This is a genomic window from Streptomyces sp. NPDC028314, from assembly GCF_055565795.1.
In genome coordinates this window covers 1-21,124 of sequence record NZ_JBVHTP010000029.1, presented here as the reverse complement: position 1 = coordinate 21,124, position 21,124 = coordinate 1, and the positions used below count along the sequence as shown (strand labels likewise).

Annotated in this window: 2 protein-coding genes; both read right to left on the bottom strand. The window is 69.6% G+C overall.

Going from position 1 to position 21,124, the window contains the following annotated elements:
• On the bottom strand, positions 1-1,947 hold a 1,947-nt coding region (locus ACZ4TG_RS37980; RefSeq protein WP_468172980.1), incomplete at its 3' end, for a condensation domain-containing protein.
• A gap of 331 nt (positions 1,948-2,278) precedes the next feature.
• Positions 2,279-20,698, bottom strand: a complete 18,420-nt coding sequence (locus tag ACZ4TG_RS37975; protein WP_468172982.1) for a non-ribosomal peptide synthase/polyketide synthase — start codon at positions 20,696-20,698, stop codon at positions 2,279-2,281.
• Between the last annotated feature and the right edge of the window lie 426 nt (positions 20,699-21,124).

The following is a 21,124-nucleotide window of genomic DNA, read 5'->3' as shown; positions in this document are numbered from 1 at the left end:
CAGCATCACCCCCACCAACCGCTCCGGACCCACACCCCGACCGATCAGCCAATGCGCCAGACGATTCGCCCGCGCATTCAACTCCCCATACGACAGGGACTCGCCGCCCCACAACAGAGCCGGGGCATCCGGCATCTCCTGCACCCGAGACTCGAACAACTGGACCATCGACGCCTCGGGAACCTGGACAGCCGTGTCATTCCAGTCCGACAGCAGCTGGCCACGCTCGGCGTCCGTCAGCAGCTCAACCCGCCCGATCCGCAACGACGGATCAGCCACCACCTGCTCCAGGAGCCGCGCCCACCGCTCCAGCAGTCCCTTGACCGTCGCCTGGTCGTACAGTTCGGTCGCGTACTCGATGACCATCTCGACGCCGCCCGCCGCGCCGTCGTCGTGGCGTTCGAACATCTCGACGAGGAGGTCGAATCGTGAGGTCGCGGTCGTGACGAACTCTTCGCGCACCACGATGCCCGGCAGCCGCAGGTCTTCCGACGGGGCGTTCTGCAGCACCATCGCGATCTGGAACAGCGGGTGGTGGTGGGTGGATCGCTGCGGGTTGAGGAGTTCCACCAAGTGCTCGAAGGGCACGTCCTGGTACTCGAACGCCTCAAGACTGGTCTCGCGGACGCGTCGGAGCAGTTCGTCGAACCTCGGATCTCCGGAGGTGTCCGTGCGCAGGACGAAGGTGTTGACGAACAGCCCGATCAGGTCGTCGAGGCTCTCGTCGCTGCGTCCCGCGACACCGTTTCCGAGCGGGATGTCCGTCCCCGCGCCGAGCCGGGTCAGCAGCGCGGCCATGCCCGCCTGGAGGACCATGAAGACGGTCGTGTTGGCCTGGAGGGCCAATTCGACCAGCCTTCGGTGGAGTTCGGCACTCAGGGAGAAGTGCAGGTTGGCGCCGTCATATGAGGCCGTGGCCGGCCGCGGCCGGTCGGTGGGGAAGGTGACGAGCTCGGGCAGGTGGGCGAGTTGCCTCGTCCAGTAGTCGGTCTGCCGCGCGAAGACGCTCTCGGAGTCGGCCGGATCACCGAGCAGTTCGCTCTGCCAGAGGGTGTAGTCGGCGTAGTGGACGGGGAGTTCGGTCCATTCGGGAGCCGTCCCCTGCGCGTGGGCCGTGTAGGCGGCGAGGAGGTCACGTGCCAGTGGTGCCAGGGACCAGCCGTCGCCGGCGATGTGGTGCAGCAGCACGAGCAGGACGTATTCGTCGCCGCCGAGCTCGAAGAGCCAGGCTCGCAGTGGGATCTCGGCCGACAGGTCGAAGCCGTACCGGGCCGCCTCCTCCATCGCGGCCGGGAGTTCGGCCTCGGTGACGCTGCGGTGCTCCCAGTCCAGCCGCACGTCCTCCGGCTCCAACACCATCTGGTGCGGCTCGCCGTCGGCCTCGGGGAAGACCGTACGCAGCGATTCGTGGCGGCCGATGACAGCGAGCAGCGCGTCACTCAGGGCGTGGCCATCGACCGCGCCGGTCAGCCGGAACGTCAGGGGTACGTTGTAGGTCGCCGACGGCCCCTCCAGCTTGTGCTGGAACCACAGACGGCGCTGGGGGAAGGACAGCGGCACCCGGTCGGGGCGTACCGCCGGGACCAGGGCCGGGCGCTGTGTGCTGCTTTTGCCGTTTCCGTCGCCGCTGTCTGCGCCGTCGTCGCCGTCGGCCACGCGTACGTCGACGCGCCGGGCCAGTGCAGCGGGCGTGGCGGCCTCGAACACCTCCTTGATCGCAAGCTCGACCCCCAGTTCGGCACGTACGCGAACGAGCAGCCGGATCGCCGTGAGTGAGTGACCGCCGAGTTCGAAGAGATCATCGTGCGCACCCACTTCGGAGCGTCCCAGGACCTCGGCGAACAAATCGCGCAGCAGGTCCACGTTCGAGGACTTCTGCTGGTTGTCCGCGTGAGGGGCGGGCTGCTCCGAATACGACGATTCCTTGGCGTCCAACGTATTGCTCACTTTCAGACGGTGTTCTTCTGCCGAAACCAGGCCGATTAGTTTTCGGCAGCGGTCAGTGCTGCACGTGGCACGCCGTGCAGACGCGCCACAGGAATTCACTTCGCGCCATGTCCCATCCCCCGCGGACACGTGCACAGTTCCGCTCGGACCGACCAGCCGCCGTGAACAGGGTCAATGACAATGACCTGTCCGCGCACCAGCGCGAGGGCAGTCTGTCAACTCCGGTACATACGAGAACGCTGACGCGGATATGGATGCGGAACGGATAGGGGCTGGGACCGCCCGGTCCCAGCCCCCGGCATACGGGGGCCCTGGCGTGCAGGGCCCCGTCTCAGCCCTCCGTGTCCAGTTGCGCCCGGCGGAGCCGGTCGGACACCATCGCGCCGACCTCGCGCAGCGGCTCGGGGTTCATCATGTGCGTGTGCTGGCAGTCGACAGTCCGGTAGTCGAGCCCGGGGCCGACGTACGGTTCCCAGGCCCCCGGCTCCAGCCGGTGGTCCGTCTCCCCGCCCACCGCGGCCAGCACCAGGGCCGGTGCGGTCACCGGGCGGTGGGTTACGTCCAGGCCGATCCGCGCGTTGTTGAGCGACACGTCCATCATGGCCCGGACCTCGGGCGCGGTGAGGCCGGCGAGCGCCGTGTTGTGCGTACGGAGCATCTCCACCGCACGCTCGTGGGTGAGCTCCTCCGCCTCCTCGTCCGTCAGGTCCAGGTCGAACAGCCCCAGCATGGCCCGGTAGACGTCGGCGACGCTCACCTTGGCCAGCGCCTCCTCCACCTCGCGCCGGCTCACGGTGCTGACCGGGTGGCAGTCCAGCAGGGCCAGCAGCCCCACTGTCCGCCCGCGCTCCTCCAGGATCTCCGCGATCTGATGCCCGACCACCCCGCCGAAGGACCAGCCGAGGAGGTAGTACGGTCCTTCCGGCTGTATTTCCAGGATGTGGCGCACATAGTCCTCGGCCATCTCTCTGACCGAATCCGCGAGGGGCCCCTTGCCGTCGAGTCCGCTGGCCTGCAGGGCGTACACGGGAACGTCCCTGTCGATATGGCGGAGCAGTCCCGAATACGTCCATCCCAGCCCGCTGCCGGCGTGGATGCAGAACACGGGATTCCGGGTTCCGCCCGTGCGCAGCGGCAGTACGACACCGAGTGAGTTCCCCTCGAAGTCACCTGCAATTCGGCGGGACAGACCGGCCACCGTGGGCGTCTCCATCATCACCTTGACCGGAAGTTCCACGCCGAGTACCGACTGGATCTGTACGAGCAGCCGGATCGCCGAAAGGGAATGTCCGCCCAGTTCGAAGAAATTGTCGTCGATACCCACCGCCGGCACACCGAGGAATTCGGCGAAGAGCGCGCACAGCAGTTCCTCCCGGGGATTGCGCGGGCCCCGGTAGTCGTCGGTGTCCTCGTCGGCGTGCGGTTCCGGCAGGGCCGTCCGGTCCAGCTCGCCGTGCGCGGTCAGCGGAAGCCGGTCGAGCGGAACGACGGTCACCGGGACCAGGTGCTCCGCGAGGTGCCCGGCCACGTGGGCCCGCAGGGCGATCGGGTCGGCAACCGCGTCCGGTCCCAGGGGCTCGACGTAGGCGACCAGCGAGGCCTCTCCGTCGGCAGTGTCGCGTACGGTCACCACCGCCTGCGCGACGGCGGGGTGGGAGGTCAGCACCGACTCGATCGCGCGCGGTTCGATGCGCAGGCCGCGCAGGACCGCGTGCTCGTCCTCGTGCAGGACGAACTCCAGTCCGTCCGTGCCGGTGCTCCAGCGCACCAGCTCCCCCGTGCGGTGCATCCACTCGCCCGAGTGGAACGGGCTCGGCACGCGCCTTTGGGCATTCGGGGCCGGTGCCGGTGCGGTTTCGGGGCGGGTGTCCTTCAGGTACAGCTCGCCGGTCACTCCTCGCGGCACGGGGCGCAACCAGGAGTCGAGCACGTACGCCTCGGCCCCCGCGAGCGGTCGGCCGAGTACCGGGCCGCCCGCGCTGTCGACGGGCGTGACCAGGGCGGCTGAGCCGCAGCCGGCCGGGCGGTGGACGGCGTACGCCCGTGCGGCCGGGACCCTGCACAGGCGGTGCCAGAGGGCCGTGCCGAGGGGCTCGCCGGACAGCAGGAGAATCGCCGGGTGGCGCTCTCCCTCCGCGAACAGGCCCGAGGCGATGAGCCGTTCGGTGACGCGCGGTGTCGCGCCGAGGACCTGGATCCCGGCGGCGGTGACGGCGCGGACGGTTTCCCGGGGCCGGTCCAGGATGCGAGCGCCGAGGACGTGGAGCTCGTGGCCGTCGAGCAGTGCCGTCAGCGCGTCCCATGCGTTCACGGAGGACAGCGGCACGGTCAGCGCCACGCGGAGGGGACCGTCCGGGCCGAAGACGTGCGCGTGGTGGTCCGCCGCGAGGGCGGCCAGCTCGGCGTGCGTGACCACGTGGGCGAACGGCTCCGTGAACAACTGCGCGGGGTGCCCGGGCAGCAACGGCGCCGTGCGCTCCGCATCGGTCACGTCATCGGTCGCGCCATCGGTCACGTCATCCGTCGCGCCATCGGTCGCGTCATTGGTCGCGCCATCGCTCGCGTCCTGGGTGTCGCCGTCCGCCGAACCGACCGGCACGACCAGTCGGCGGCCGCCCTGCTGGGCGAAGCCGACGACGAGGAGCGGATCGGCCGCTTCGACGGCCGCGGCGTCGGGGTCGGCTCCCAGTGCCAGGTACGCCGCTCCCGTCTTGAGTACGGCCAGCAGCGCGATCAGCGCTTCGGCGCAGGGCTGTACGGCCAGGGCGAGGACCCGCCCCGGACCGGCGCCGTGCCCGATCAGCCGCCGGGCGAGCCGGTTGGCCCGTGCGTTCAGCTGCGCGTACGTCAGTATGCCGTCGTCCCCGACCACCGCGGTCGCGTCGGGGGTGGCCGCCGCCTGGTCCTCGAAGAGCCGTACGACGGTGGTTCCCGCTACTTCCGTTGCCTGCTGTGTCCGCAGAGCGGGCTGCCACGCCCCGGGCGTCTCCCAGCGCCGCCGTTCGTCGGGGCTGAGGGCGTCGATCCTGCTCAGTCTGCGCTGCGGATCGGCCACCAGGTTCTCGACCAGTGCGGTCAGCCGGTCGGCCATCGCCTGCGCCGTCTCGTGGTCGAACAGGTCACTGGCGTATCTCAGGACACCCACGACGCCGGCCGGGCCGCCGTTCTCCTCCATGCGTTCGGAGAAGGTGAAGTCGAGGTCGAACTTGGCCGCGTGCGTCTCGATGTCGACCGGTTCGATGTCCAGTGCGGAGGGTCCGTCGAAGGTCTCTCCCTCGACGCCGAAGTCCACCATGACCTGGAACAGTGGGTGCCGCGCGGTCGCCCGGTACGGGTTGACCAGCTCGACCAGGCGCTCGAAGGGCAGGTCCTGGTGGGCGTACGACTCCAGTACGGCCTGCCGGACCCGGCCCACCAGATCGCCGAAGGTCGGGTCGCCCGACAGATCGGCGCGCAGCACCAGCGTGTTGACGAAGAACCCGATCAGGTCCTCCACCGCTTCGTCGGTGCGCCCCGCGATGGGCGTGCCGAGCACGATGTCGTCGCCGGCGCCCAGCTTCGACAGCAGCACCGACACCGCGGACTGGAGCACCATGGCGGTGCTCGCCCCGGCTGCCTCGGCGGCCGCGGTCAGGGCACGGTGTACCCGTACGGGCAGGTGGAAGCGGACCGTGCCGCCCCGGTAGCCCGGCGCTGCGGGACGGGGCCGGTCCGTCGGCAGGGCGAGCTCCTCCGGCGCGCCGGCGAGCAGCTTGCGCCAGTAGGCGATCTGCTGCGCGACGGCGCTCTCGGGGTCGTTCTCGTCGCCCAGGATCTGACGCTGCCAGAGGGTGTAGTCGATGTACTGGACGGGCAGGTCGGGCCAGTGCGGAGCGGTTCCGTCCTGTCGGGCCCTGTAGGCGGCGATCAGATCGCGCAGCAGGCGGCCGGTCGACCAGCCGTCGGCGACGATGTGGTGCAGCAGCACCAGCAGCACCCGGGAGCCGTCGACCTCCTCGGCTTCCCCGGCTTCCCCGGCTTCCTCGGCTTCCCCTGCTTCCCCGGCCGTGACGTTCCACAGCTGCGCGCGCACGGGAATCTCGGTTCCGAGATCGAAGGTGTACGCGGCCGCGGCTGCCACCCGCTCCGGCCACTCCTCTTCCGTCGTGCCGGTGACGCGCCACCCGAAGTCGGCGGCTGTGGCGTCGAGTACGTGCTGGCGCGGTTCGCCGCCGGTCTCGGGAAAGACCGTGCGCAGTGACTCGTGCCGGGCGATGACATCGGCGAGCGCCGCCCGCAGCGCCTCCTCGTCGACAGGGCCGCGCAGACGCAGGGCCAGGGGCATGTTGTAGGTCGCTGACCGGCCTTCGAGCTTGTGCAGGAACCAGAGCCGGCGCTGTGCGAACGACAGCGGTACCGCCTCGGGCCGTGGCATGGGTACCAGGGCCGTACGGGCGGCCGCGGCACCGGAGTCGATGTGCTCGACCAGCCCGGCCACCGTCGGGGCGTCGAAGACGGCGCCGATGGGCACCTCGACCCGCAGGGCGCCGCGGATCCGGCTGACCAGCCGCGTCGCGAGCAGTGAGTGCCCGCCGAGTTCGAAGAAGTTGTCGTCGATGCCCACCCGCTTCAGTGCAAGGACATCGGCGAAGAGATCGCACAGGATCTCCTCACGGGGCGTACGGGGCGCCCGCCCGCCGCTGAGGATGCCGTAGTCCGGAGCCGGCAGGGCCTTGCGGTCCAGCTTCCCGATCGGTGTCAGCGGCAGCTTGTCGAGCACCACGAAGGCGGCCGGGACCATGTACTCGGGCAGCCATTCGCGCAGCCGTGAGCGCAACTCCCGGTGCAGCCGGGCGTGCCGGTCGGACCGCGCCGGGCTGTTGGAGTACGCCGCCGCGGGCTCCGAGCCGCCGGAGGCCTGCCGGCCGCCCCGGTAGGAGGCGACGGGGCCGTCCGCACCGGGCAGCAGGACCACGTCGAAGCAGTGGGCGTCGCCGGTCTCGGACCAGGTGGCCACGGCTGGCAGGCCGAGCCGCTCCGCGTACGCGATGACGTGCTCCGGATCGCTCCCCGCCACGGACTGCGAGAACGGCAGGCCGTCGATCCGGCGCAGCGTGGCCGTGTCCTGGGCGAGCCGGCTGTTGGGGATGCCGGTCAGCCGCAGGCCGCCGGGGTGCTCGCGCAGGAGTTCCGCGAGCCCGTCCGGTCCCCCGTGGCACTGCTCCCAGGCGACCTCCACCAGGCCGTCGACGTTCGTGGGGACCGTCGGGGTCTTGCAGATCACCACTTCGTAGCGGTAACGGGAGAGCTCGTTGTCGAACGTGCCGCGCTTGAGCCGGATGTCCACACCACCGATGTCCGCCAGTTCATGGCCGAGGGCGGTGAAGAACTCCGGCGCGAGCAGCAGTTCCTCCTCGGCGGTCACCTTGTGGTCGACCTGTGCCCGCAGGGCCTGCAGCTCGTCGTCCGTGGCCGTGTCCTGGGTACCCGCCCCGGCCACACCGGCCTGCATCGTGCGCAGCAGCCGCAGGTTGCGTATGTCGCCCAGGTAGAGGGAGCCACCGGGCACCAGCAGCGTCATCGCCTTGCGGATCACGTCCGCAAGGTAGTCGGCGCTGGGGAAGTACTGCGCCACCGAGTTCACGACGATGGTGTCGAAGAAGTCTTCGGGCAGGCCCGAGATGTCGTCGGCGGGCTGGACGCGCAGTTCGACGCGGTCGGCCAGGCGCTCGTCGGCGGTGGTGCGGGCGCGCAGGCCTTCGATCGCCGAGGCCGAGAAGTCGGTGCCCCAGTAGGCGGTGCACTGCGGCGCCACCTGGTTCAGGATCAGCCCGTTCCCGACACCGAGTTCCAGTACGTTGCGCGGCCGGAGCCGCAGGATCTCCGCGACTGCCGATGCGCGCCAGGCGTGCATCTCGGAGAGCGGGATGCGGGAGCCGTCGTAGCTGCTCGTCCAGATCCCGAAGTCCTCCCAGAAGCCGTCGGCTTCGGTCTGGCCCCGGTAGACCGATTCGTAGACCTCCCGCCAGGAGTCGACCTGAAGTCCGCTGTCGGCCGCGTCGCGGCCCTGCGCCCACTCCGGGTCCGGGACGACGTATCCGACGAGTTGCGGAACGTCGCTGTCCTCGCGGACGAGGACGGTCGCGGCGGCGATGCCCTCCTGGCGGGAGAGCGCGGCCTCGATCTCACCGAGCTCGATGCGGAAGCCCCGGACCTTGACCTGGTCGTCGACCCGTCCGATGAACTCCAGGGCGCCGTCGCTCCACTTGACGAGGTCTCCGGTGCGGTACATGCGCTCGCCGGGCGCGCCGTACGGGGAGGCCACGAAGCGCTCGGCGCTCAGGCCGGGCCGGCGCAGGTAGCCGCGGGCCAGGAAGGGCCCGGCGAGGTACAGCTCGCCGGCGACCCCGTCCGGTACCGGCCGCAGCCCCGCGTCCAGGACGTACACCCGGGCGTTGCGCAGCGGCAGGCCGATCCTGGGCGTGCGCTCCGGCCCGGTCACATCGGCTGCGGTGATCCAGACCGTGGCCTCGGTGGGGCCGTAGAGGTTGACGGCGCCGCCGCCCTGCGCGTGCAGCTGCTCGGCGAGCGCGGCGGGCAGGGCCTCGCCGCCGACGAGCAGCCGTACGCCCGCGAGCCCGTCCGGGGCGTGCGTCAGGATCGACCGATGGACGGACGGGGTGGCCTGGAAGACCGTCGCGCCGCTGTCCCGGATCAGCCGGTGCAGGGCGATCGGGTCCTTGCCGACCTGGTCGGTGGCGAGTTCCACGCTCGCGCCGCAGAGCAGCGGGGCGTGGATCTCGACGGCGGCGATGTCGAAGGTGATGGTGGTCGCGGCGACCATGCGGTCGTGCGGGGCCAGCGGAACACGGGCGAGGACGGCGTCGAGGAAGTGGGAGATGCTCGCGTAGGAGATCACCACGCCCTTGGGGTAACCGGTCGAGCCCGAGGTGTAGATGACGTAGGCGGCGTGGTCACCGCGGACCGGGGCCCGCCGGTCGTCGTCGGTCACGTCGTCCGCCGCAAGGGCGTGCAGCCGTTGCTCCACCTCGGGGTCGCCGAGGAGGACCGCCAGCTCGGGCAGCGGGCGCGGCAGGGAGCCGTGCAGGTTGGCGGTGGTGATCAGGGCGGCGGGCGCGGCGTCGTCGAGGACGTACGCGATCCGGTCGGCCGGGTTGGTGGGGTCGATCGGCAGGTAGGTGGCGCCCGCCTTCAGTACGGCGAGGATCGCCACGACCATGTCCACGGAGCGGGGCAGCGCCAGCGCGACCACGCTCTCCGGGCGGATGCCCTGGTCGAGCAGGAGCCGGGCCAGCCGGTTGGCGCGGGCGTTCAGCTGCCGGTAGTCGGCCTCTTCGGTGCCGGCGCGCACGGCGAGCGCGCCGGGCGTGGCCGCCGCCTGTCGCTGGAACCTTTCGTGCACCCACTCGGCGGGCGGCTCGGCTCCGGTGTCGTTCCGGGCCAGCAGGATTTCGGCGCGCTCGGCCGCGGTGAGCAGCGCTGCGTCCCCGATCCGTACCGCCGGGTCGAGGACCGCCGCGCGCAGCAGGTTCTCGTACCAGGCGGCGATCTTCTCGATCGTGGTGCGGTCGAACAGCTCGGTGGCGTACTCCAGGGTGGCGCTCAGCCCCGCGGGGCGGCCCTGCTCCGTCTCCTGCTCCGCGAGACTCAGGAACAGGTCGAACTTGGAGCTGTCGCTGTCCAGCGGATAGGGCGTGGCTTCGATGTCGTGCAGGCGCAGGGAGGGCGCGTCGACGTTCTGGAGCTGGAACATCACCTGGAACAGGGCGCTGCTGGACAGCGAGCGGACCGGGTTGAGGGCCTCCACCAGGTACTCGAAGGGCAGATCCTGGTGGGCGTAGGCGGTCAGCGCGGTGTCGCGCACCCGGTCCAGGAGCTCGCCGAAGCGCGGGTTGCCGCTGGTGTCCGCACGAAGCACCAGGGTGTTGACGAAGAACCCGACCAGGTCCGCCAGCGCTTCGTCGGTGCGACCGGCGATCGGAACTCCGATGGGGATGTCGTGGCCCGCGCCCAGGCGGCTCAGCAGGGCGGCGAAGCCCGTCTGCAGGACCATGAACAGGGTGGAACGGGAGTCCGCGGCGACTTTGCGCAGGCCCGCGTGGAGTTCGGCATCCAGCGTGAAGGCCAGGGCGCCGCCCCGGTAGCTGGCTACGGCGGGGCGCGGCCGGTCCGTGGGGAGTTCGAGCTGGGAGGGGATGCCGTCGAGGGCGTCCTTCCAGTACGCGAGCTGCCGTGAGACCAGGCTGTCCGGGTCGTCGGTCCGGCCGAGGAGCTCCTGCTGCCAGATGGCGTAGTCCACGTACTGGACGGGCAGGGGCGCCCAGCCGGGGGCGGAGCCCGCCAGCCGGGCCTCGTACGCCTCGGACAGGTCACGCATCAGGCAGGCGCGGGACGCGCCGTCGGCAACGATGTGGTGCATCAGCAGTACCAGCACGGGTGCGGTCTCCGGGGCCCCGGAACCGGCCGGAGCCGGAACGAACAGCCAAGCCCTCACCGGCGGTTCGGAGTGCAGGACGAAGTGGTGACCGATCGCTTCGTGCACCGCGTGGTCGATCCTGTCCGGCGCCGTTTCCGTGACGGTCAACGGCAGTGCGGCGGCGGCCGGGTCGAGCACCACCTGGTGCGGTTCGCCGTCCGTCTCCTGGAAGACCGTACGCAGTGACTCGTGCCGCAGTGCCACATCGCGCAGCGCTGCCCGCAGCACGTCCTGGTCCACCGGCCCGGACAGGGTGAGCACGAAGGGCCAGTTGTACGCGGCCGACGGTCCCTCCAGCCGGTTCAGGAACCACAGCCGGCGCTGCGCGAACGACAGCGGCAGGGCATCCGGGCGGGGCATCGGCGCGAGGGCCGCGCGGGCCTGCCCGCTTCCCGCCTCCATCCACGCGGCCAGGCCGGCCACGCTCGGCGTGGCGAACACCGCGCTGATGGGTACCTCGACGCCGAGCGCCGCACGGATCCGGCTGACGAGCCGCGTCGCGAGCAGTGAGTGCCCGCCCAGCTCGAAGAAGCTGTCGTCGATGGTGACGCGGTCGACTCCGAGGACGCCGGCGAACAGCCCGCACAGGACGTCCTCCTGCGCGGTGCGCGGGGCCCGTCCGGCGCTGAGTGCCCCGAAGTCGGGCGCCGGCAGCGCACGCCGGTCCAGCTTGCCATTGGGCGTCAGCGGGATGCCGTCGAGAGCCACCACGGCCGCCGGCACCATGTAGTCCGGCAGGCGCTCGGCCAGGAAGGCGCGCAGGGCGGCGGTGTCCACGCGGACGGTACCCGGCTCACCGTCCGCGACGACGTACCCGACGAGCTGGGTGTCCCCCTGCCCGGTCTCGCGGGCGGCCACGGCGGCCTGCCGTACGTCCGGGTGGCCGAGCAGCGTCGCCGAGATCTCGCCCGGATCGATGCGGAAGCCACGGATCTTCAACTGCTCGTCCGCACGCCCGGCATACTCCAGCTGCCCGTCCGTGCGCCAGCGGACGAGGTCGCCCGTACGGTACATGCGCACGCCCGGTTCGAAGGGGCAGGCCACGAACCGCTCGGAGGTCAGGCCCGCCCTGCCCAGGTAGCCGCGGGCCAGCTGCGCGCCCGCGACGTACAGTTCGCCCACCGCGCCCGTGGGCACCAGCCCCAGCCGCTCGTCCAGCACGTAGGCGCGCATGTTCCAGAACGGGCGCCCGATCGGGACCGGTCCGGCGGGCAGCTTCTCCTTCGGGCCGATCCGGAACTCGGTGCAGTTGACGGTGGTCTCGGTCGGGCCGTAGGCGTTGACGACCGTGACCCGCCGGTTCGCGGACCGCCACTGCGCCAGCGCTTCGCTGGTCAGGGCCTCGCCGCCGAGGATCAGCATTTCGCCCGGCGACCAGTGCTCGGGCAGGTCGCCCAGCATCGGAAGGTGCGACGGGGTGGCCTTCAGCAGTGCGACGGGCACGCCGTTGCCACCGGCCGGGAGCTCGTCCAGGCCACTGAGGTAGACCCGGCCGCCGACGACCAGCGTGGTGTAGAGCCCGGTGACGGTCAGGTCGAAAGCGATCGAGGTGGGCACCAGCGTCGCGCCGCGCGCCGCCGGGTAGTGGTGGGCGGACCAGTTCAGGTAGTTGGCGACGGAGCGGTGCTCCACCACGACACCCTTGGGCGTGCCGGTGGAACCCGACGTGTAGATGACGTACGCAGGGTGCTCCATCTCGACGTCGATCTCGGGATCGGTGTCGTCGAAGCCGGACAGGTCCTGGGCGAGCGCGGCCTCGTCGAGGACGAGGACCGGCGCGGAGTCGGCCAGGATGAAGTCGCGCCGCGCGGCCGGGTACTCCGGGTCGACCGGCACGTACGCGCCGCCCGCCTTCAGTACGGCGAGGACCGCGACGACCGTGTCGAGGGACCGGGGCACCAGCACGCCGACGAGCTTCTCGGGGCCCACTCCCTGGCCGACGAGCCAATGCGCGAGCCTGTTGGCGCGGGCGTTCAGCTCCCCGTACGTCAGGGACCGGGCGCCGCAGACCAGGGCGACCGCGTCCGGGGCGCGCCGCACCTGGGTCTCGAACAGCTCGGGGAACGTGAGCTGGGGAACCTCCACGGCAGTGTCGTTCCAGGTGGTCAGCATCTGCCCGCGCTCCGCTTCGGCCAGCAGCTCGATGCGCGCGAGGCGCAGCGACGGGTCGACCACGACCTGCTCCAGCAGCCGCACCCAGCGCTCCAGGAGCCCCTCCACCGTCGAGCGGTCGAACAGGGCGGTGGCGTACTTCAGCGCGCCGACGATGCCGGCCGGCGCACCGGCCGCGTCGTGCCGCTCCAGGACGTTGACCGAGAGGTCGACCTTGGCGGTCTCGATGTCGACGGGCTCTCCGCTGACCTCCAGCCCCGACAGGCCGAACTCGCCGGTCGGGTTGTCCTGGAGGACCACCATGACCTGGAAGAGCGGGTGGTGGGAGGAGGAGCGGTTGGGGTTGAGCAGTTCCACCAGGTGGTCGAACGGCACGTCCTGGTGCTCGTACGCCTCGACGCTGGTCTCCCGGACCCGGCCCAGCAGCTCCTCGAAACTCGGGTCACCGGAGGTGTCCGTACGCAGGACGAGCGTGTTGACGAAGAACCCGACGAGGTCGTCGAGGGCGTCGTCCATGCGGCCGGCGATCGGCGACCCAAGCGGGATGTCCGTTCCGGCGCCGAGACGGGTCAGGAGCGCCGCCATGGCCGCTTGGAGGGCCATGAAGACGGTGGCACCGGACTTCCGGGCCAGTTCGGCCAGCCGCCGGTGCAGCTCCGCGTCCAGCTCGAAGTTCACGGAGGCGCCGGCGTACGAAATCTCCGTCGGCCGGGACCGGTCGGCGGGCAGGCTGATCTGCTCCGGAAGAGCGGCCAGCGTCTGGCGCCAGTAGGCCACCTGCCGCCCGTACAGGCTGTCCGGGTCGTCCTCGTCGCCCAGCAGCTCGCGCTGCCAGAGGGTGTAGTCGATGTACTGCACCGGGAGCTCGGCCCACTGCGGAGCCCAGCCCTGACGACGTGCTCCGTACGCGTCGACCACATCGCGCGCCAGCGCACCCAGCGACCATCCGTCGCCGGTGATGTGGTGGAGCAGGAGCAGCAGGACGTGCTCTTCGGGGCCGAGCTCGAACAGCCAGGCCCGGAAGGGCACTTCGGAGGCCAGTCGGAAGGTGTGCCGGGCGGCCTCGCCGAGTGCTTCCGGCAGTTCCGCCTCCGACACGGCGCGCCGCTCCCACACGAAGGCGGACGCGGCCTCCGCGGTGTCCAGCACCACCTGGTGGGGCTCGCCGTCGACGGCCCGGAAGACGGTGCGCAGCGACTCGTGCCTGCCCATGGCGTCGCTCAGGGCGGAGCGCAGGGCGGGCTCGTCGAGCGTGCCCTTCAGCCGGAGCGGAAGCGGCATGTTGTAGGTCGCCGAAGGCCCCTCCAGCTGGTCCAGGAACCACAGGCGGCGCTGGGCGAAGGACAGCGGGATCACCTCCGGGCGCTTCATGGGCACGAGCGGCAGGCGGGTGTCGGCGACCGTGCGGAGACCGAGCTGGTCGATCAGGCCGGACACGGTCGGCGACTCGAACATGATGTGGAAGGGGATCTCCACGTCGAGCTCGGTACGGATCCGGTTGACGAGCCGGGTGGCGAGGAGGGAGTGGCCGCCGAGGTCGAAGAAGCTGTCGTCGATCCCGATCCGGTCGACGCCCAGAACCTCGGCGAAGAGCCGGCAGAGGATCTCCTCTTCCCGGGAACTCGCGACGCGGCCGCCCGAGCCCGCCGCGTAATCGGGCTTCGGAAGCGCTCGGCGGTCGAGTTTTCCGTTGGGGGTCAGCGGAAGACCGCCCTCCAGCAGCACCACGGCTGCCGGGACCATGTACTCGGGAAGCCGCTCGGCGAGCCGGTCGATCAGCACCGCCGGAACGAGGCCGGGATCGGAGTCGCTGTCGGTGTCGGTGTCGGGCACGACGTAGGCCACGAGCCGCTGGTCACCGGGATCGTCCTCACGGGCGATCACCGCGGCCTGACGGACACCGGCATAGCCCGTCAGCAGGGACTCGATCTCACCCGGCTCGATCCGGAAACCACGGACCTTCACCTGCTCATCGGCACGCCCCAGATACTCCAGCTGCCCATCAGCACGCCAGCGCACCACATCACCCGTGCGATACATGCGCACACCAGGCTCGAACGGCGACGCGACGAACCGCTCACCCGTCAGACCAGCACGACCCACATACCCACGCGCCAGACCCGCACCTGACACGTACAACTCACCCCGGACACCGACAGGAACCGGACGCAGAGACTCATCCAGCACGAACACACGAGTATTCGCCACCGGATGACCGATCGGCACCACACCCTCGGAGAGCGCACCGCTCATCGACACACACACCGTCGACTCCGTCGGACCATACGCATTCACCACCCGACGAATCCCCGCCCAACGCGCCACCAGATCAACCGGGGCAGCCTCACCCGCCAGAACCACCGTCTCCAGCGAGGAAAGCCCCGACTCCGCACCCGCCGGCAAAGCCCCCAGAACCGACGGCGGCACCGTCACATGCGTGATCCCCTCCTCCTCCAAGACCTCCAGGAAAGCCTCACCCGCGAGCTTCCCGCCCCGCGGCAACACCAGCACAGCACCCGACGCGAACGACATCGCCATCTCCGACATCGCAGCATCAAAACTCGGCGAAGCGAACTGCAACACCCGACTCCCGGCCGTCACACCAAACCGCTCCACCTGCGCAGCCGCCAAACTCGCCACACCCCGATGCGACACCACCACACCCTTGGGACGCCCCGTCGAACCCGACGTATAAATCACATACGCCGGATTCTCCATCGCCACACCGACGCCAGGATCAGAATCCGGGAACCCCGAGAAATCCCCACCCAACGCATCCTCGTCCAGCACCAACACCGGCGCCGCGTCCGCCAGAATGAACGCACGCCGCTCCGCCGGATAGTCCGGATCCACCGGCACATACCCACCACCGGCCTTCAACACAGCGAGCACGGAAACCACCTGGTCAACGGACCGGGGCAACAACACCCCCACCAACCGCTCCGGACCCACACCCCGACCGATCAGCCAATGCGCCAGACGATTCGCCCGCGCATTCAACTCCCCATACGACAGGGACTCGCCGCCCCACAACAGAGCCGGGGCATCCGGCATCTCCTGCACCCGAGACTCGAACAACTGGACCATCGACGCCTCGGGAACCTGGACAGCCGTGTCATTCCACTGCGACAGCAGCTGGCCACGCTCCGCGTCCGTCAGCAGCTCAACCCGCCCGATCCGCAACGACGGATCAGCCACCACCTGCTCCAACAACCCAACCCAACGCCCCAACACCCGCTCCACCGTCGAACGATCAAACAGATCGGTCGCGTACTGAACGGCGGCGAGCACACCTTCGGGGGTGCCGTCGTGGCCACGGCGTTCGACCACGTTCAGCTCGAGGTCCGCCTTGGAGACGTTCAGGTCCAGGCCGCCCAGCTCTACGTGGAGGCCGGGGAATTCGAAGGACGCCTTGGGGGCGTTCTGCAGGCCCATGATGACCTGGAAGAGCGGGTGGTGCGAGGTCGAGCGCTGCGGATTGAGCAGCTCCACCAGGTGCTCGAACGGAACGTCCTGATTGCCGTAAGCCGCCAGACTGGTCTCCCGGACCCGGCCGAGCAGCTCCTCGAAACTCGGGTCTCCGGAGGTGTCCGTACGCAGTACGAGGGTGTTGATGAAGAAGCCGACGAGATCGTCCAGCGCGTCGTCGGTGCGGCCCGCGATGGGCGAGCCGATCGGGATGTCAGTGCCACCCCCGAGGCGGCTCAGCAGGGCCGCCATACCGGCTTGAAGCACCATGAACAGGGTGGCACCCGATGCTCGTGCCAGAGCGACGAGCCTGCGATGCAGATCCGCATCGAGCTCGAACGTCAGATAGCCGCCCTCGTACGAGGCCACCGCGGGCCGGGGCCGGTCGGCGGGGATGCTCACCTGCTCCGGCAGGTCCGCCAACTGCTCGCGCCAGTAGGACACCTGGCTTTGGTAGAGGCTGTCGGCATCAGCGGCCTCACCGAGCAGTTCACGCTGCCAGAGCGTGTAATCGGCGTACTGGACCGGGAGTTCAGCCCACTGCGGGGCCCCGCCCTGCATACGCGCCGTATAGGCCTCCACCACATCCCGGGCCAGCGGGCCCATCGACCAGCCGTCACCCGCGATGTGGTGTATCAGAAGCAGCAGAACCCCTTCTTCCGCACCCAATTCGAAGAACCATGCCCGCAGCGGCAGTTCGCCGGACAGATCGAACCGGTGCCCGGCCGCTTCTTCCAGCGCGGCCGGGAGCTCGTCTTCGCTGACGACACGGTGGTCCCAGCGGAAATCGGCCTCGCCCGCCTCAAGCACCCGCTGATACGGCTCACCACCCGTCTCGGGGAAGACCGTACGCAGCGACTCGTGCCGACCGACCACGTCACGCAGCGCGCCGGCGAGGGCGGCAGAGTCCACCGCTCCGTTCAGGCGCAGGACGAGCGGGACGTTGTAGGTCGCCGAGCGGCCATCCATCTGGTGGAGGAACCAGAGGCGGCGCTGGGCGAAGGACAGCGGTACGGCCTCCGGGCGCTTCATCGGCAGAAGGCTGGCGCGCCCCCGCTGCACGGACGCATCGAGCAGCCCCGCGATACGGGCGACCGTCGGTGCGGCGAAGACATCCTTGATGGGCAGTTCGGCGTTCAGGACCGTACGGATACGGCTGACGAGGCGGGTGGCGAGGAGGGAGTGGCCGCCCAGCTCGAAGAAACTGTCGTCGATTCCGACCCGGTCAACACCCAGGACCTCGGCGAACAACCCGCACAGCACCTCTTCCTGCGGAGTGCGCGGGGTACGGCCACCCACCGCCGCCGCGTAATCGGGCTTCGGAAGCGCTCGGCGGTCGAGTTTTCCGTTGGGGGTCAGCGGAAGACCGCCCTCCAGCAGCACCACGGCCGCCGGGACCATGTACTCGGGAAGCCGCTCGGCGAGCCGGTCGATCAGCACCGCCGGAACGAGCCCGGGATCGGAGTCGGGCACGACGTAGGCCACGAGCCGCTGGTCACCCGGAACGTCCTCACGGGCGATCACCGCCGCCTGACGGACACCCTCACAACCCACCAGCAACGACTCGATCTCACCCGGCTCGATCCGGAAACCACGGACCTTCACCTGCTCATCGGCACGCCCCAGATACTCCAGCTGCCCATCAGCACGCCAGCGCACCACATCACCCGTGCGATACATCCGCACACCCGACCCGAACGGCGACGCCACAAACCGCTCACCCGTCAGAGCAGCACGACCCACATACCCACGCGCCAGACCCGCACCCGACACATACAACTCACCCCGAACACCCACCGGCACCGGACGCAAAGACTCATCCAGCACGAACACACGAGTATTCGCCACCGGGCGACCGATCGGCACCACACCCACAGGCAGCTCACCGCTCATCGACACACACACCGTCGACTCCGTCGGACCATACGCATTCACCACCCGACGAGTCCCCGCCCAACGCGCCACCAGATCAACCGGCGCAGCCTCACCCGCCAGAACCACCGTCTCCAAAGACGAAAGCCCCGACTCCACACCCGCCGGCAAAGCCCCCAGAACCGACGGCGGCACCGTCACATGCGTGATCCCCTCCTCCTCCAAGACCTCCAGGAGAGCCTCACCCGCGAGCTTCCCGCCCCGCGGCAACACCAGCACAGCACCCGACGCGAACGACATCGCCATCTCAGACATCGCCGCATCAAAACTCGGCGAAGCGAACTGCAACACCCGACTCCCGGCCGTCACACCAAACCGCTCCACCTGCGCAGCCGCCAAACTCGCCACACCCCGATGCGACACCACCACACCCTTGGGACGCCCCGTCGAACCCGAGGTGTAGATGACGTAAGCGGGATTATCGAGAGCGACACGAACCTCAGGGTCGGAGTCGGGACAGCCCGGGAGGAACACCTGAGCATCACGCAGCGACTTCTCATCAAGCACCAGCACCGGCGCCGCATCCGCCAGAATGAACGCACGCCGCTCCGCCGGATAGTCCGGATCCACCGGCACATACCCACCACCGGCCTTCAACACAGCGAGCACGGAAACCACCTGGTCAACGGACCGGGGCAGCATCACCCCCACCAACCGCTCCGGACCCACACCCCGACCGATCAGCCAATGCGCCAGACGATTCGCCCGCGCATTCAGCTCGCCGTACGACAGGGACTCGCCGCCCCACGACAGAGCCGGGGCATCCGGCATCTCCTGCACCCGAGACTCGAACAACTGGACCATCGACGCCTCGGGAACCTGGACAGCCGTGTCGTTCCAGTCCGACAGCAGCTGGCCACGCTCCACGTCCGTCAGCAGCTCAACCCGCCCGATCCGCAACGACGGATCAGCCACCACCTGCTCCAACAACCCAACCCAACGCCCCAACACCCGCTCCACCGTCGAACGATCAAACAGATCGGACGCGTACTGAACGAACACGTCGATGCCGGCGGGGTTGTCCGCACGGTCGCGGCGCTCGAGGACGTTGACGACGGCGTCGGCCGGTGAGATCCGCAGTTCCAGACCCTCTATCTCCAGCTGGAGGCCCGGCAGTTCGAACGACGCCTCAGGGGCGTTCTGCAGAGCGAGAATCACCTGGAAGAGCGGGTGGTGCGAGGTCGAGCGCTGCGGGTTGAGCAGCTCCACCAGGTGCTCGAACGGAACGTCCTGATTGCCGTAAGCCGCCAGACTGGTCTCCCGGACCCGGCCCAGCAGCTCCTCGAAACTGGGATCGCCGGAGGTGTCCGTACGCAGGACGAGGGTGTTGACGAAGAACCCCACGAGATCGTCCAGCGCATTGTCCATACGGCCCGCGATCGGCGAGCCGATCGGGATGTCAGTGCCACCACCGAGGCGGGTCAGCAGGGCCGCCATGGCGGCCTGGAGCACCATGAAAACGGTCGCGTTCGAACCCCGGGCCAGGGCGATCAGCTGCCGGTGCAGCTTGGCGTCCAGCTCCAAAGTCAGGTGTGCACCCTCGTACGAGGCCACTGCGGGGCGGGGCCGGTCGGCGGGGAAGCTCACCTGCTCCGGCAGATCCGCCAACTGCGCACGCCAATAGGCGATCTGGTTCTCGAACATGCTGTTCGGGGCGACGAGATCGCCCAGCAGTTCGCGCTGCCAGAGCGTGTAGTCGGCGTACTGGACCGGGAGTTCAGCCCACTGCGGGGCCACGTCGTGCATACGTGCCGTATAGGCCTCCACCACGTCCCGGGCCAGCGGGCCCATCGACCAGCCGTCACTCGCGATGTGGTGCATGAGGAGGAGCAGGACGCACTCATCGCCGCTGAGCTCGAACAACCACGCCCGCAGCGGGATCTCGGAGGACAGGTCAAACCCATACCGGGCCGCCATCTCCAGCGTGGCCGGGAGCTCGTCTTCGCTGACGACACGGTGGTCCCAGCGGAAATCGGCCTCGCCCGTCTCCAGCACCCGCTGATACGGCTCACCACCCGTCTCGGGGAAGACCGTACGCAGCGACTCGTGCCGACCGACCACGTCACGCAGGGCAGCACGCAGCGCATCGGCGTCGACCGCGCCCGTGAGCCGGAGCGCCAAGGGTACGTTGTAGGTCGCCGACGGGCCTTCCAGCTTGTGGAGGAACCACAGACGGCGCTGGGCAAAGGACAGCGGCACAGTCTCCGGGCGCTCCACCGGAACCAGTGCGGTACGAGCGAGTCCCCTGACCTCGGCCAGCGTTGCCGCGAGGCCGGCGACCGTGGGTGTGGCGAAGACGTCCTTGATGGGCAGTTCGGCGTTCAGGACCGTACGGATACGGCTGACCAGACGGGTAGCGAGGAGGGAGTGGCCGCCGAGGTCGAAGAAACTGTCATCGATCCCGACCCGGTCGAGGCCCAGGACCTCGGCGAACAAGTTGCAGAGAACCTGTTCCTGGACGGTGCGGGCTGCCCGGCCGCCGGCCGTTGCGGCGTAGTCGGGCTTGGGGAGAGCGCGACGGTCCAGCTTGCCGTTCGGCGTCAGCGGAAGGCGGTCCAGGACCACCACCGCCGAAGGAACCATGTAGTCCGGCAGGCCCTCCGCGAGATGGGCCCGCGCCGCCTTCACCACCGCGCCGATCCCGCGGGCGGCGACGGGAGTGTTCACCCACGGCCCGACCCCGCCCGAAGGCCGATACACACCCGTCAGCACAGTCTGCTCTCCCACCGAGGCGGGAAGGATCACCGCCTCGAAGCACGCCACCGACGCGGCCGACCAGGTCGGCACCACCCGAACGCCGTGCTGCGCACCCCAGACGACGAGATCCTCCGGGTCAACACCCGGCCCGAGGTCTTCCGGATCATGGCCGTCGACCGCCTGCTCCGCAGCCACCTCGGCAAGCAGCCGCGCATTGGGAATACCCGTCACCCGCACCGCAGCATCCGATACGGCCAAGGACGCGAAGTCCAGGCCCGGTTCCCACGCCACTTCCCGGGCGGCGGAAACATCCAGCACCACACCCGGATCCCGGTGGAACACCACCTCATAACGGTGCCGCGTCAGCTCATTGTGATACCCGCCCCGCTTCAAACGGATATCCACCGCACCTATATTGGCATTCCGCCCGGCGATATCCGCGAAGAACTCAGGAGCCGCAACCAGCTCCTTCTCCAAAAGCACCCCACGGTC